General features: G+C 67.7%; 13 protein-coding genes. 10 read left to right on the top strand and 3 right to left on the bottom strand.

The window, feature by feature from the left end; all coding sequences use genetic code 11:
* Positions 1–4: 4 nt before the first annotated feature.
* A complete protein-coding gene (locus UAA55_RS26695) occupies positions 5–463 on the bottom strand; it encodes a GatB/YqeY domain-containing protein (protein WP_145611377.1) in 459 nt (152 codons plus the stop codon).
* 376 nt (positions 464–839) lie between these two features.
* On the opposite strand from UAA55_RS26695, the gene carA reads away from it, so the two are divergent.
* The 5 genes from carA (at position 840) to greA (ending at position 7,396) form a co-directional block, all read left to right on the top strand.
* Positions 840–2,009 (top strand): glutamine-hydrolyzing carbamoyl-phosphate synthase small subunit, encoded by a 1,170-nt coding sequence (gene carA / locus UAA55_RS26700; protein ID WP_322956600.1) that lies wholly within the window; start codon positions 840–842, stop codon positions 2,007–2,009.
* Positions 2,010–2,164: 155 nt separating this feature from the next.
* Positions 2,165–2,497 (top strand): hypothetical protein, encoded by a 333-nt coding sequence (locus UAA55_RS26705; protein ID WP_040849171.1) that lies wholly within the window; start codon positions 2,165–2,167, stop codon positions 2,495–2,497.
* Between the two features lie 116 nt (positions 2,498–2,613).
* Positions 2,614–3,270, top strand: a complete 657-nt coding sequence (locus UAA55_RS26710; protein ID WP_322956602.1) for a hypothetical protein — start codon at positions 2,614–2,616, stop codon at positions 3,268–3,270.
* Positions 3,271–3,482: 212 nt separating this feature from the next.
* The gene (gene carB / locus UAA55_RS26715; RefSeq protein WP_322956604.1) at positions 3,483–6,764 is read left to right on the top strand and encodes a carbamoyl-phosphate synthase large subunit; all 3,282 of its coding nucleotides are present in this window, start codon (positions 3,483–3,485) and stop codon (positions 6,762–6,764) included.
* Between the two features lie 158 nt (positions 6,765–6,922).
* Positions 6,923–7,396, top strand: coding sequence for a transcription elongation factor GreA (greA, locus tag UAA55_RS26720; protein ID WP_322915986.1), 474 nt, complete (start codon positions 6,923–6,925; stop codon positions 7,394–7,396).
* Between the two features lie 94 nt (positions 7,397–7,490).
* Here the strand turns inward: greA and UAA55_RS26725 are convergent, their stop codons facing one another.
* The gene (locus UAA55_RS26725; protein WP_145617111.1) at positions 7,491–8,006 is read right to left on the bottom strand and encodes an Lrp/AsnC family transcriptional regulator; all 516 of its coding nucleotides are present in this window, start codon (positions 8,004–8,006) and stop codon (positions 7,491–7,493) included.
* Positions 8,007–8,236: 230 nt separating this feature from the next.
* Here UAA55_RS26725 and UAA55_RS26730 point away from each other — a divergent pair, with 230 nt between their 5' ends.
* From UAA55_RS26730 to UAA55_RS26750, 5 genes are all read left to right on the top strand, one after another.
* A complete protein-coding gene (locus tag UAA55_RS26730; protein ID WP_322956607.1) occupies positions 8,237–9,178 on the top strand; it encodes a mitochondrial fission ELM1 family protein in 942 nt (313 codons plus the stop codon).
* Positions 9,179–9,392: 214 nt separating this feature from the next.
* Entirely contained in the window at positions 9,393–10,073 is a 681-nt protein-coding gene (locus UAA55_RS26735) for a 2OG-Fe(II) oxygenase family protein (RefSeq protein ID WP_322956609.1), read from the top strand.
* 92 nt (positions 10,074–10,165) lie between these two features.
* Positions 10,166–12,097 (top strand): hypothetical protein, encoded by a 1,932-nt coding sequence (locus UAA55_RS26740; protein WP_322956611.1) that lies wholly within the window; start codon positions 10,166–10,168, stop codon positions 12,095–12,097.
* A 90-nt stretch (positions 12,098–12,187) separates the two neighbouring features.
* Positions 12,188–12,463, top strand: a complete 276-nt coding sequence (locus tag UAA55_RS26745) for a type II toxin-antitoxin system TacA family antitoxin (protein WP_145617103.1) — start codon at positions 12,188–12,190, stop codon at positions 12,461–12,463.
* On the top strand, positions 12,460–12,999 hold the full coding sequence (locus UAA55_RS26750; RefSeq protein ID WP_322956614.1) for a GNAT family N-acetyltransferase: 540 nt from the start codon (positions 12,460–12,462) through the stop codon (positions 12,997–12,999). Before UAA55_RS26745 ends, UAA55_RS26750 begins: the two co-directional genes overlap by 4 nt.
* Before the next feature lie 46 nt (positions 13,000–13,045).
* On the opposite strand, the gene UAA55_RS26755 is transcribed toward UAA55_RS26750, so the two are convergent.
* Positions 13,046–15,208, bottom strand: coding sequence for a protein-disulfide reductase DsbD family protein (locus tag UAA55_RS26755; protein ID WP_322956616.1), 2,163 nt, complete (start codon positions 15,206–15,208; stop codon positions 13,046–13,048).
* Positions 15,209–15,288: the final 80 nt, after the last annotated feature.

The following is a 15,288-nucleotide window of genomic DNA, read 5'->3' on the forward strand; positions in this document are numbered from 1 at the left end:
GGCCTCAGCCGTTCAGCGCCGCCTTGACCAGCGGACCGACGGTGGAGAAATCCATCTGGCCGGTGTACTTGTCCTTCAGCACGGCCATGACCTTGCCCATGTCCTTGATGCTGGCGGCGCCGGTGTCGGTCACGGCCTGGGCGATGGCGGCCTTGGTCTCCTCCTCGGTCAGCTGCTTGGGCAGGAAGGACATGATGACGGCGATCTCCGCCTCTTCCTGGGCAGCCAGCTCCTCACGGCCGCCCTGCCGGTAGAGGGCCACGGATTCGCGGCGCTGCTTCACCATGGTCTGCAGCATGCTGCCGATCTCGGCCTCGGGGATTCCGTCCATCTGGCCCTTGGGGCGCGCGTCGATATCCCGCTTCTTCAGTTCCGCCATGATCATCCGGACGGCGGACAGCGTCTGCGTGTCCTTCGCCTTCATGGCGTCCTTCATGGCCTGGGTGAAACGCTCGCGCAGCATGGGTCGGCTTCCTCAAGAGGCTTCATGGCAACCGGCAAGCCATCCGCCTGCCCCAGGTTTTGGGGGCGCACGCGGGATGGTAGCCAATCAATGGGGAAGGACGAACCTTACCCGCCCAACCCCTCGAGCGCCAGCGCCCAGATGACAGAGGCGCCCCCGCGCCCCGAGCATGGGGGCCATCGCTTGACCCGGCCGCCCGTGTTCTCTATGTGACAGAAGAATTTCCGACGACATTGGGCGGCCCGCGCGGCATGCCCGCGCCAAAGGGGGCGGTTCCCGCCCCGTGCTCAGGCGCGCGCCCAGGGTTCGGCCGGTTGGATTGAGAGGACGCCCGTCGCCGCCCGGCGGCGCGTCCCGCAGAAGATGGAATGAAGCGATGACCGCAACCGCCCCGACCCGTCCCCCGCAGCCTGAGGGCGCCACCGGCGTGCTGGTCCTGGCGGACGGCAGCGTCCATTGGGGCAAGGGCATCGGCGCCGCCGGCCAATCGGTGGGCGAGGTCTGCTTCAACACCTCCATGACCGGCTACCAGGAAATCCTGACCGATCCGTCCTACGCCGGCCAGATCATCACCTTCACCTTCCCGCACATCGGCAACGTCGGCACCAACGACGAGGACATCGAGACGGTGACCCCGGCGGCGCGCGGCCTGATCCTGCGCGCCGACATCACCGAGCCGTCGAACTGGCGCGCCACGCGCGGCCTGGACGCCTGGCTGAAAAGCCACGGCCTGGTGGGCCTGGGCGGCCTGGACACCCGCGCCCTGACCCGTCGCATCCGCGACGGCGGCGCCCCCAACGGCGTCATCGCCCATGCCCCCGACGGCAAGTTCGACCTGGACGCGCTGGTGGCCCAGGCCAAGGCCTGGCCCGGCCTGGAAGGCATGGACCTGGCCAAGGACGTGACCTGCGGCCAGACCTTCACCTGGGATGAGGGCGCCTGGACCATCGCCGGCGGCTATGGCCGCCAGACCGACCCCAAGCACCATGTCGTGGCCGTCGACTTCGGCGCCAAGCGCAACATCCTGCGCTGCCTGGCCAACGCCGGCTGCCGCGTGACGGTGGTGCCCGCCACCGCCACGGCCGAGGAGATCCTGGCGCACAAGCCCGACGGCGTCTTCCTGTCCAACGGCCCCGGCGACCCGGCCGCCACCGGCACCTATGCCGTGCCCATGATCCAGCAGATCGTGGCCAGCGGCCTGCCCCTGTTCGGCATCTGCCTGGGCCACCAGCTGCTGGCCCTGGCCCTGGGCGGCCAGACCACCAAGATGGACAAGGGCCACCGCGGCGCCAACCACCCGGTGAAGGACCTGGCCACCGGCCGGGTGGAGATCACCAGCCAGAACCACGGCTTCGTCGTGCTGCCGGAAAGCCTGCCGGAGACGGTGGAGGTGACCCATGTGTCCCTGTTCGACGGCACCAACGAGGGCATCCGCCTGAAGGACAAGCCGGTGTTCTCCGTGCAGTATCACCCGGAGGCGAGCCCCGGTCCGGAGGACAGCCACTACCTGTTCGACCGGTTCATCGAGAACATCGCCGCCCGCTGAAAGTCGGCATTACTCGTCGAAATACTGGATGAATACGGGCCGGGGGCCGGTGAGGTACGCTTCACCGGCCCTCACCTTTCGAGTGCCCGACACCCCCTCGAAAAAATCTTACGCCGCTGCTATAAAAATCATTCACGGGTGGCATGAGGCCAATAATGGGCGTGTTCGACTTCCTGAAAAAGGACGTGGTGGAAAAGGTCAAGGTGCCAGCGCTGGCCGCCAGCGTGGTCATCAATTCGAAGACCTACCCCATCAACAACATGGCGGCCAACAGCTTTACCGCCACGGGGGCCGCCGGCCTGGGCCAGGGCACGAGCTTCAAGATGAAGGTCGCGTTCAAGGACAGCAAAGAGAACGTCGCCTTCATCTGCGATGGCCAGGTGGCCGCCATTATTGGCAAGGACGCCAAGATCAACTTCGTCAACCTGGACGAGGCCCGGCGCCTGAAGGTCGCGGGCTTCCTGACACGCTACCTGCGCTCCCGCTGACGCGGCGGCGCGGCTCCAATTAATGTCAGTAAAATTTTAAATAATTCCCATCAATAGCTTTTCATCACTTGCGGTGCCGACTCCCAGCCAGGGTTGATCGGTGGTATTCTCAAGTGATGCGCGTCTATTCTCTCCTGCTTCCGTCAATCCTGGCGTCGGCCGTCCTGGTCGCGGCGCCGGCGCGTGCGCAGACGACGCCCGCCACGCCGACACAGTGGATGGTACGCCCCAATCCGCCCCACGACGGTCTGAAGCTGACGCAGCCCCAGCCGGGCCACATGGGAGCCGGCCCCTATGATCCCAGCCCGCCGCCGGCCGTGGCCCTGCCCCTGCCGCCCCGCCATACCCAGCCGCGCATCGTCTATGCCTTCGCCGGGCCGGCGGTGCGCATGATGGCGGTGTCGCGCGACTTGTCGGACGCCTGCCGGCGCGGCCGCTTCATCCAGCGCGTCGACATGCTGTACCGCGCCTTCGGCCCCAAGGAGAGCCCGCTGGGCGTGGCCTACGGCACCTGGGCCATCAACCTGGTGGACCCCGACCGCAAGCGCGAGGCGGGCACGGTCTATTTCTTCGACAAGCAGGATACGGCCCGCTGCACCGTCTACACCGCCCGGCAAGACGTGCTGCTGCCCTGGTACTACGGACCCGGCGGCGGCTACGGCAAGGACCCAGCCGCGCCGAATCCTGACCGCCAACGGCGTCACCCCGGTCTCGGCCCCCGCGCCCCAGGCCCCCTAAGCCCCTGGTTTCCCTGGGATCAAGCCCTGGTTTGACCCCGCGGGTTGCGGTAGGCGCACCCCCCCACCCCATATGCAGCGCTTCCCCCCGGGGCGGGGGCCCTTTATATAAGCGGCTCAGCCGAACAATCCCCCGCGCCACCATTCCAGGGCGGGGGATTGTTTTGTGTGGCCGGAGTTCTGGAGCCCCCTTCGGGTTGGGCCGGACTGACCGGACGGTAGAATTCAAAAAATGGCGGCTGACCCTTATGCCTAAACGCACAGACATCAAGTCCATCTGCATCATCGGCGCCGGCCCGATCATCATCGGCCAGGCTTGCGAATTCGACTATTCCGGTGTGCAGGCGTGCAAGGCGCTGAAGGAAGAGGGGTACCGGGTCATCCTGGTCAACTCCAACCCCGCCACCATCATGACCGACCCGGGCCTGGCCGACGCCACCTACGTCGAGCCCATCACCCCGGCCGTCGTCGCCAAGATCCTGGAGAAGGAGCGCCCCGACGCCCTGCTGCCCACCATGGGCGGCCAGACGGCGCTGAACACGGCGCTGAAGCTGTTCCACGACGGCACGCTGGATCGGCTGGGGGTCAAGCTGATCGGCGCCAAGGCCGACGTCATCGAGAAGGCGGAGGACCGCCTGCTGTTCCGTGACGCCATGGACAAGATCGGCCTGGAAAGCCCGAAGTCGCGCATGGTGAAGTCGGAGGCCGAGGCCGCCGACGCCCTGGCCTATGTCGGACTGCCCGCCATCATCCGCCCCAGCTTCACCCTGGCCGGCACCGGCGGCGGCATCGCCTACAACAAGGCGGAGTATGTCGACATCGTCCGCGGTGGCCTGCGCGCCAGCCCGGTGGGCGAGGTCCTGGTCGAGGAATTGGTCCTGGGCTGGAAAGAGTATGAGATGGAGGTTGTGCGCGACTGCCGCGACAACTGCATCATCATCTGCTCCATCGAGAACATCGACCCCATGGGCATCCACACCGGTGACAGCGTCACCGTGGCGCCCGCGCTGACGCTGACCGATAAGGAATACCAGCTGATGCGCAACGCCTCGATCGCCGTCCTGCGCGAGATCGGGGTGGACACCGGCGGTTCCAACGTCCAGTTCGCCGTGAACCCGGAGAACGGGCGCGTCGTTGTCATCGAGATGAACCCGCGCGTCAGCCGCTCCTCCGCCCTGGCCTCCAAGGCCACCGGCTTCCCCATCGCCAAGATCGCCGCCAAGCTGGCCGTGGGCTACACCCTGGACGAACTGGACAACGACATCACCGGCAGCACGCCCGCCAGCTTCGAGCCGACGATCGACTACGTCGTCACCAAGATGCCGCGCTTCGCGTTCGAGAAGTTCCCCGGCGCCGACGCCCTGCTGACCACCTCCATGAAGTCGGTGGGCGAGGCCATGTCCATTGGCCGCAGCTTCGCCGAATTGGTGCAGAAGGCCCTGCGTTCCATGGAAACCGGCCTGACCGGCTTCGACGAGGTGGACCTGACCGGCGGCACCGGCGTGGTCGATCCGCTGAAGATCCGCGCCGCCTTGTCCAAGCCGACGCATGACCGCATCCTGGTCATCGCCCAGGCCTTCCGCCACGGCCTGACCGTGGAGGAGATCCACGCCGCCTGCCGCGTCGACCCGTGGTTCCTGCGCCAGATCGAGGAGATCGTCCAGGCCGAGGTGGGCGTGAAGGCCAAGGGTCTCGGCGCCCTGACCCAGCGCGACTTCGCCAAGCTGAAGGCCCAGGGCTTCTCCGACGCCCGTCTGGCCACCCTGACCGGCGCCACCGAGGCCGCCGTGGCCGCAGCCCGCCGGGGCTTCAACATCCGCCCGGTGTTCAAGCGCATCGACACCTGCGCCGCCGAATTCGCCAGCAAGACGCCCTACATGTACTCCACGTACGAGGGTGACGGCAGCGTGGCCGGCGAGTGCGAGTCCGAGCCGACGGACAAGAAGAAGGTCGTCATCCTGGGCGGCGGCCCCAACCGCATCGGCCAGGGCATCGAGTTCGACTATTGCTGCGTCCATGCCGTCTACGCCCTGCGCGAGGCCGGCATCGAGACCATCATGGTCAACTGTAATCCCGAGACCGTCTCCACCGACTACGATACCGCCGACCGCCTGTACTTCGAGCCGCTGACGGCCGAGGACGTGATCGAGCTGGTGCGGACGGAGCAGGCCAACGGCGAGGTGCTGGGCGTCATCGTGCAGCTGGGCGGCCAGACGCCGCTGAAGCTGGCCCGCGACCTGGAAGAGGCCGGCATCCCCATCCTGGGCACCAGCCCCGACGCCATCGACCTGGCCGAGGACCGGGAACGCTTCCAGCAGCTGCTGCACAAGCTGAACCTGCGCCAGCCGGCCAACGGCCTGGCCCGCTCGCTGGAAGAGGCGGAGAAGGTGGCCGAGCAGATCGGTTTCCCCGTCGTCATCCGCCCGTCCTACGTGCTGGGCGGCCGCGCCATGGAGATCGTCCATGACCAGGCCGGCCTGAAGCGCTACATGGGCAACGCCGTGAAGGTGTCGGGCAAGAACCCGGTGCTGATCGACAGCTACCTTCAGGACGCCATCGAGGTGGACGTGGACGCCGTCTGCGACGGCACCCAGGTCTATGTCGCCGGCGTGATGGAGCACATCGAGGAAGCCGGCATCCATTCCGGCGACAGCGCCTGCGCCCTGCCCCCCTACACCTTGCCCAAGCCGGTGGTGGACGAGCTGTCCCGCCAGGCCGAGGCCCTGGCCCACGGCCTGAACGTCGTCGGCCTGATGAACATCCAGTTCGCCATCAAGGCGAATCCGGAGGGCAACGGCCCGGCCGGCCAGGACATCTACATCCTGGAAGTGAACCCGCGCGCCTCGCGCACCGTGCCCTTCGTGGCCAAGGCCACCGGCACCGCCATCGCCAAGATCGCCGCGCGCGTCATGGCCGGCGAAAAGCTGGCGGACTTCAAGCTGGGCGGCGCCTTCCCGCCGCACACGGCGGTGAAGGAGGCGGTGTTCCCCTTCAACCGTTTCCCCGGCGTCGACATCCTGCTGGGGCCGGAGATGCGCTCCACCGGCGAGGTCATGGGCCTGGATCCCAACTTCGCCATGGCCTTCGCCAAGGCCCAGCTGGGCGCCGGCGTGACCCTGCCCACCACCGGCACGGTATTCATTTCGGTTCGCGAACGAGACAAGCCGGCCCTGGTTCCTGTGGCCCGTCGCCTGGTCGACATGGGCTTCAAGATCGTCGCCACCTGCGGCACCGCCAAGGTACTGTCGGCAGCCGGCATCCCGGTCAGCCAGATCAACAAGGTGCTGGAGGGCCAGCCCCACATCGTCGACGCCATGATAGACGGTGAGGTGCAGCTGGTGTTCAACACCACCGAGGGCGCCCAAGCGGTGTCCGACAGCTTCAGCTTGCGCCGCACCGCACTCGTCAATAACATTCCCTATTACACGACGGTCGCGGGCGCCCGCGCCGCCGTGGACGCCATCTCGGCGCTGCGTACCGGCAGCCTTGAGGTTGCGCCGCTTCAGTCCTATCTGAGCGGGACTTACTAACCTGCGGGTGATCGATCGACCTGGGGATGACGGCCGACCGGCCGCCGTCCCGGGATCAAGATCACCCTCGGGAGGGTTTCTCGTTGTCGCGATGCGGCCCCTTGGGGCTCGCCCCAGGGTAAGATCCCTGGGTTCTGAGTAACGGAATATCGAAGGCTATGGAAAAAATCCCGATGACGGCTGCGGGTTACACCCGCCTCCAGGAAGAACTGAAGCATCTGAAGGTCATCGAGCGGCCAGCCGTGATCAAGGCCATCGCCGAGGCGCGCGAGCACGGCGATCTGTCGGAAAACGCGGAATACCACGCCGCCCGTGAACGTCAGAGCTTCATCGAAGGCCGCGTCATGGAGCTTGAGGACAAGATCAGCCGGGCCGAGGTGATCGACGTCAGCAAGCTGACCGGCAACGCCGTGAAGTTCGGGGCCACCATCCGCCTGGCGGATGAGGACACGGACGAGGAGTCCACCTACCAGATCGTCGGCGCGGACGAGAGCGACATCAAGAACGGCTTCCTGTCGATCACCAGCCCGCTGGCGCGCGCGCTGATCGGCAAGCATGTCGGCGACAATGTCGAAGTGACCACGCCTGGCGGCTCCAAAAGCTACGAGATCGTGGAGATCGCCTTCCGCTGAAGCGGCGGCCCTCGCGCTCATAAGAAAAGCCCCCGCTGGACATCCGGCGGGGGCTTTTCTTATGGCGATCCGTGATGGAAGGAAGGATGAGGGCCTATTCCTCGTCTTCCTCGTCGTCCAGCACCTCGGGGCCGACATCGACGTCGATGGGAACGCCAGGGGTGTACTTGGACTGGCGGATGGCCAGGGCTGATTTCACATGGCTAACGTTGGGGGCCGCCGTCAGCTTGGTGGTCAGGAAGCGCTGGTAGCTGTCCCAATCGGCGGCCACGATCTTCAAAAGGAAGTCGGTCTCGCCGGCCAGCATGCTGCATTCCCGAACCTCGGGCCAGCTGTTGACCATGCCTTCGAACTTCTTCAGATCCGCTTCCGCCTGGGAAGACAGGCCCACCTGCGCGAACACGGTGACGCCGAAGCCCAAGGCCTCGGGATTGATGTCCGCGTGGTAGCCCCGGATGAAGCCCGCCTCTTCCAGCGCGCGGACGCGCCGCAGGCAGGGGGGCGCAGAAATGCCGGCCCGCCGGGCGAGTTCCACGTTGGTCATTCGGCCGTCCGCCTGCAAGTCGCGCAGGATACGCCGATCAATTCGGTCGAGTTTGACCCGCCGCATGGTATTGTCTTGTGCTCCCGGGAGGGGTGAGTTGGAAAGGATATTACATAGATTGCCAGCCGCCCCCAGGCAAGAAAGATTGTTGCGCGCGAAACGGTCCCATCCTTTGGTGTTGCGCGCTACACTGCGGCCATGAACGCCCAGAGCCCCCTGGCGACCCCCGCCGTCCCCCCGCCCCACGACCCGCAACCCCGCCCACCTGCTGGGTTTTGTCCGACGGCAAGGCCGGCATGGAAAACCAGTGCCTGGGGCTGGCGGAGGCCGTGGGCGCCACCCCGGTGGTCAAGCGCATCCGCCTTCAGACGCCCTGGCGCCAGCTCAGCCCCTACCTACCGCTGAGCCTCAACCACGGCCTCACCCCCGACTCCGACACCCTGGCGCCACCCTGGCCGGACCTGCTGATCACTTCGGGCCGGCAGGCCGTGGGCGCCGCCCTAGCCATTCGTCGGCAAAGCGCCAGTCGGCGGAACGGGGGCCACACCTTCTGCGTCCACATCCAGAACCCGGGTGTGCCCTTCGACTGGCTGGACCTGGTGGTCATGCCGGCCCATGACCGCAAAATCGGGCCCAACGTGATGGAGAGCCTGGGCGCCCTGCACCGGGTGACGGCGGCGCGCCTGGCGGCGGAGGCCGCGCGCTTCGCGCCGGCGCTGGATCACCTGCCCCACCCGCGCGTGGCCGTGCTGGTGGGCGGGTCCAACGGAGTCTACCAGCTGACCCCGGCCGTGACGGAGCAATTGGCGGAGCGGCTGGCCGCGCTGGCCCGGCAGGGCATGGGACTGATGGTCACACCGTCGCGCCGCACGGGACCGGAGAACGAGGCGGTGCTGCGCCAGCGCCTGGCCGGCCCGGACCTGCCCAAAAACTCCGCCGTGGTCTGGGACGGTGCCGGCGCCAATCCCTATTTCGGCTATCTGGGCCTGGCCGACGCCGTGCTGTGCACGGGCGACAGCGTGTCCATGGTGTCGGAAGCGGCCAGCACCGGCAAACCGGTCTATGTCATCGGCCTGGAGGGCAAGTCGGCCAAGTTCGACCGCTTCCACCAGCTGATGGTGGATCGCGGCGTGGCCCGCCCCTTCACCGGCGCGGTGGAAAACTGGACGCCCACGCCCCTGGACGACACGCCACGCGTGGCGGCCGAGGTGCTGCGGCGCATGGCCGCCAGACGCTGACGCCCCGACAGGGCGCGATGGTGCGGCCTGTGCTATGGTGGGCCCATCCATTGCTGAAGTGGGCCAATCATGGCGCGATGGCATTGACGCGCCTGCGCCCGCGCCCCATCTGGGGCGAGGTATTTGCGAGCCAATCTCAGCAAGAACGATTCTAAAGTACGGTCAAACCCAGGCGCCCTGCCCATACGGGCGCCAGCCTAGAAGAAGCAGGACCATGATCGGCACCTCCGCCTCCTCCTCCCCCTCTGGCGCCCCGCTGGCGACGGAACCGGGCCGTAACATCGACCTGGACGCCTTTCGCGCCACCCCCCTGTCCCATGATCCCTTCGCCCATGTCATCATCCCCGGTTTCGTGCGGGCGGAGGTGCGTGAGGCCATCCACCGCGATTTTCCCGAGATCGAACAGGCCGGCAGCTTCCCCTCGCGGGAACTGAGCTTCGGCCCGGCCTTCGCCTCGCTGCTCGAGGAGATCCAGGGGCCGGCCATGACGGCGGCGTTCGAGGAGAAGTTCGGCATCGACCTGACCGACCATCCCACCATGGTGACGGTGCGCGGCCGGGCCAAGGCCCAGGACGGCCAGATCCACGTCGACAGCAAGAGCAAGATCATCACCGTCCTGCTCTATATGAACCCATCCTGGGAAACGTCGGATGGGCGCCTGCGCCTGCTGCGCGGGCCGGAGAGCCTGGACGACGCGGTGACCGAGATCCCGCCGGCCGAGGGCACTTTGCTGGCCTTCCTGAACGGCCCCACCGCCTGGCACGGCCATACGAGCTTCGTCGGCCCGCGCCGCGTCATCCAGCTGAACTGGGTGCAGGACGACGGCGTGGTGAAGCGGGAGCAGTTCCGCCACGCCCTATCGGCCAAGATGAAGCGCCTGAATCCCTTCCGCTGAATCTGTGAAAACGGCGCGTCTGCCCGTATAACGCCCTGATGCGTCACCGCCCGCCCCTCTGGCCGGCGGTCTTCCATTCTTTGGACCGGTCCATGCCCCTCAAGATCGAAACCTTCAGCAACGTCACCGGCGGCAGCAGCTACTTCAAGGCCATCGGCCACCCGCTGGCGGCCGAACCGGCGAAAGCGCTGTTGGCCGATCTGCGGGCCGCCGGCCGGGTCGCCGTTTACGACCCGCTGAACATGCTGGAGCCATTCGACGAGATCCATCACCTCACTGGTGTCGACGTGGCGGCGGTCTACGCCCAGAACGTGGACAAGATCGGCCAGCCGCTGCTGGGCCGGCCGGCCCAGCCGGTGACGGCGCTGGCCGGCACGGCCGTGGACGCCGTGTTCGTGGCGGCCTTCGATGCCGAGCGGCTGATGGCGCATATCCGGCACCTGGTCCCCGCCGGCGCCAAGGTCTACTCCCTGGACCCGCTGAAGCTGCCGGAGGAGTTGCTGACCGACCGCCGCACCTATCTGGCGCCGCTGAACTTCGCCACCAACTACGCCTTCTTCCGCGACGGTGCCGGGCACCACACCCGGGTGGTCACGGCCAACTACTGGTCCAGCTACGGCGCCGCCGAGCCCTATCTCTGGCTTTGCCTGTTCGGCGAGGATGGCCAGGTGCTGGCGCGCTGGACACAGGACCTGCCGGGCGCCGACGGCACCGTGGTCATCGACAGCGCCGCCGTGCGCCGGAAATTCGACCTGCCTGAATTCACCGGCCAGCTGTTCATCCACGTGGTGGGCGCCGCCGGCCACGACGTGGTGAAGTACGCGCTGGACACCTATGGCGACGCCGCCGACACCCTGTCCTGCACCCATGACGCCAACGCCTGGCCGTCGGACTTCTACGCTGGCCTGCCCGCCCCGCGGGACGATGAGCGCGTGATCCTGTGGGTGCAGAACAGCCACCCCTGCCCCATCCCCGCCGGGGCCGTGGCCCTGAACCTGATGGGGCATGACACGGCGGTGGAACTGGACCGCGAGGTCCCGCCTTACGCTACCTTCGCCCTGGACGTGGCGAGCCTGCTGCCCGACGCCCGCTGGCCGCAGCAGGTGGAAATCCGCGCCGGCAAGCACTTCGTCCGCCCCCGCTACGAGGTCATCCGCACCGACGCCGCCGGCGCCACCCGCCACCGCATCGCCCACCCCAACGTGGAGCGCGTGGACCTGAAGCCGGACCCCAAGCTGGCCACCCTGACCAACCTGATGGGCAAGGGCTTCATCCTGCCCGCCCCCATCTTCCCGGCCAGCCGCTTCCGCACCATCGCCCTGCCCACGCCCATGGGCACCACACAAAACCACCTGCCGCTGACCGCCATCGTCTATGACGCCGATGGCACGGAAGTCGCGCGCCGCGACCTGGGCCGTCTACCGCGCAACCACGAGACGGTGTTCGAGGCCGCCGACATCCTGGACGGCAGGAACCTGCCCTCCGGCTATGGCCATCTGGAATTGATCTACGATTTCGCCGACGGCGAGAACGACGCCGACGGCTGGCTGCACGCCCTGTTCCGCTATGAGGATGGCGTCAGCGGCCACACGGCGGAGACCAGCTTCGGCGCCCACATGTTCAACACGGTGCTGACCTACAAGAACGAGCCGCAGTCCTATTCCGGCCGGGCGCCGGGCCTGTCCACCCGCCTGTTCCTGCGCACCGGCATGGCGGCCGACGTGGACACGCTGTGCCACCTGATCTACCCGGCCAGCACGCCGTGGAACGCGCGCTCCAACACCGCCCTGATCCTGATGACCAAGGATGGGGAGGAGGTCGCCCGCCGCACGGTGAGCATCGCCTGCTCCGGCAGCTTCCATTTCCGCGTTGGCCAGACCTTCACCAGCAGTGAGGTCAAGGAAGCGGGCCGCGACGCCTACCTCCTGATCCGCGACACCACCTGCCGCCTGTTCGGCTATCACGGCCTGATCCGCGACGGCGCCCAGGGGGCCTTCGCGCTGGATCACATGTTCGGGTTCTAAAACCACGATACGCTTTGAAAGCGCATCGGATTGCCGTTTACCCTCTCTTCGTGATACAAACGATGATCACGAAGAGAGGGACTGACCGCCATGCCTCGGGCAAGCGTTGACGACAACGGCCGGTTCTCGATGGATATTCCACCGCTGGAGAAGGCGCGCCTTGTCCGGGCAGCCGCGCTAGAACACACGACCCTCAAGGATTTCCTGCTCCGCAATTCACTGCGTGCGGCGGACTTGGTGATCGAACGTGCGGAACGGATTGCGCTATCGGAGCGTGATACCCGGAAGGTACTTGACCTTCTGGACAATCCACGTGAGCCCAATCCGCATATGGTCGCCATCTTGAAGGACCGGCAGGCCAAGTGACCGGGCTTCCAGCTTGGCGCGAAGAGGCCATCGATAAAAAGCACGACCGCAAGGGCTTTGACTGCGGACAGGCGGACCTCAATCTCTTCATCGCTCAATACGCCCGCCAATCGCACGAGAATGGCGCGGCGAAGACCTATTGCGCGATCGAGGCAACCGACGGAAAGACCATTCTCGGCTTCTATACCATCAGCCCGGGCCAAGTGGACTTGCACCAAGTACCCGTCGCCGCCCGGCCGAGCGGCGGGGGTCGTTATGCGCTGGGCGGGTTTCGCCTCGCGCGCTTGGCCGTGGCCAAGGCCCATCAGGGCCAGAGCCTGGGCGGCCACCTGCTGGCATGTGCGATGGAACGCTGCATGCGTGTTTCGGCCCAGGTGGGCGGCACCGCCCTGCTGATTGACGCCAAGGACGCAGCGGCGGCGGCGTGGTACGCCCGTTATGGCGCCCTGCCGCTGGACGACCGGCCGCTTTCCCTTGTCATGTCCTACGCGGAATACAACAAGGCTCGTGTCGCCGCCGGACTGCCACCGTTGTAGGCAGCGCGGGGCCCTGCAAGCCCCCTGAGCCGGGAAGCCCCCGCCCTTACTGCGCGCTGGCGCTCTGCTTCGGCAGGTTGCCCACGGCCTCCAGCACCTGGGCCTCGGTCAGGATCTGCGGCCAGACGTCCGGCTCGGCCTGGCCGGGGCGGTAGAACAGGTACAGGGGCACGCCGCTGCGGCCGTGGGCCTGCAGCACGCGGGTGATTTCGGCGTCGCGGTTGGTCCAATCGCCCTTCAGCAGGGCTACGTTGTGGCCCTTCAGCGCCTGGTGCACCGTGTCGCTGGATAGGGCCACGCGCTCGTTCACCAGGCAGGTGATGCACCAGGCGGCGGTGAAGTCCACCAGCACCGGCCGGCCGTCGGCGCGCAGCTTGTCCAGGGTGGCCGGGGAGAAGGCCTCGAACCCGTCGGTCATCGCCACAGCCTTGCCGCCCGCCGCCGGCGCAGCGTTGCCCCCCGCCTGCGGCACCACGGCCGCCACCGCCAGCACCAGGGCCACCAGGGCCGCCAGGGCGCCGCCGCGCCGGCCCCAGCCCTCGGCATAATGCGTGACGCCATAGAGCCAGGCGGCGAAGCCCACCAGCACCAGGCCGACCAGGATGCCGGTCATGCCGGGCGCCCCCACCTGCACCGCGAACACCCAGACCAGCCAGGCGGCGGAGCCGTACAGGGGGAAGGCCAGCACCTGCTTCAGCCGCTCCATCCACGCGCCCGGCTTGGGCAGGTGGCGCAGCAGCCAGGGGCTGCAGGCCAGCGCCAGGAAGGGCAAGGCCATGCCGAAGCCCAGCGCCAGGAAGACGGCCAGCGCCACATACCAGGGCTGGACCAGGGCGTAGCCCACGGCCGCCCCCATGAAGGGCGCCGTGCACGGCGTGGCGACGACGGAGGCCAGCACACCGGTGAAGAAGGAGCCGGCATAGCCGTCCCCCTGGGTCAGCCCCTGCCCCACCCCCATGAACTGGTCGCCCACGGTGAAGACGCCCGACATGCTGAGCCCCAGCAGCAACATGACGTAGGCCAGCACGGCCACCACCAGGGGGGACTGCAGCTGGAAGCCCCAGCCGATCTCCTGCCCGCCGGCGCGCAAGGCCATCAGTACGATGGCGATGGCGGCGAAGCAGGCCAGCACGCCGGCGGTGTAGACCAGGCCGTGCAGGCGGGCGTGGGCGCCCTGGTGCCGCACCAGGGCCATGGCCTTCATCGACAGCACGGGGAAGACGCATGGCATCAGGTTCAGGACCATGCCGCCCAGGCAGGCGAACAGCACCGCCTGCCACAGGGGCAGGACGGGCGCGCCGGCGTCCCCGGCCGCCGCGCCGCCGCCAGCCGGCGCGGCTGTCCCGCCATCGGCGGGAATGGCGATGGCCAGCGCCTGGGTGGTGGGCTGACCGTTCACCAGCTCGGTCACCTCCAGGATGCCGTTCACCGGGCCGGGCGTGGCGCGGCCGGTGGGCTTCAGCGTCAGGACCAGGCCATCCTTGGTGACGGCCAGCTTCTGCGGGGCGCCGGCCTCCACCAGGTCGGGGTTCTCGGCGAAGAAATAGGCGTCCTTGACCTGGTCGGCGGTCAGGCCGGGGGCGGCCAGGCGCAAGATGACGGCCGTCTTGCCGCTGCTGACGCTGGCGGCATAGGGGCTGGGCACGGGCAGGGCCGCCCGCGCCTCCGCGAACAGGGACGCCACGGCCGGGTCGGCCCCACCGCCGGCCGCGACCGGCACATCCAGGGTCAGGGTGGCGTCCTCGGGCACGCAGACGTCGGCGCAGATCAGCCAGTTCGCGGCGGCGGTCAGGGTGACGGTGGTGCCAGGCTTGGCATCGGCCGGCACATCCAGGCGCGCCAGGACGTGGGTGGCCTGATCATAGCCGTAATTGACCAGCGGACCGGTGGTGAAGCGATGCGGAGCGGGAAAGTTCAGCGGGCCGGCCTTCCAACCCGCGGGGAGGGTCCAATTGACCTCCGTCGGCAGGCCCGAGTCGCCGGGATTGACCCAATAGGTATGCCAGCCGTCCTGCAGCTTCTGGTCCAGCGCCACCCACAGCGGTTGCCCGGGAACGGCGGGACCCTCGGCCACCAGCTGGCTGACGGTGTGTTCGGTCTGTACCGGGGCGGCCGAGGCGGATGCGGCCGCCAAGCCGGCGAGCGCCACGAGACCCACCGCCCATTTCCTGAAACCGCCCATCACCGCCGCCGTCTTTCCATCGTTCATCCGCGAACCCGTCACCCTCATGTAGTGCATGAGGGCCGCTGCCGCTATGGGGGAATGGCCGCACCCTCCACGCCCATCAG

The sequence above is a fragment of the Nitrospirillum guanabarense genome, from assembly GCF_034653355.1.
Lineage (GTDB): Bacteria > Pseudomonadota > Alphaproteobacteria > Azospirillales > Azospirillaceae > Nitrospirillum.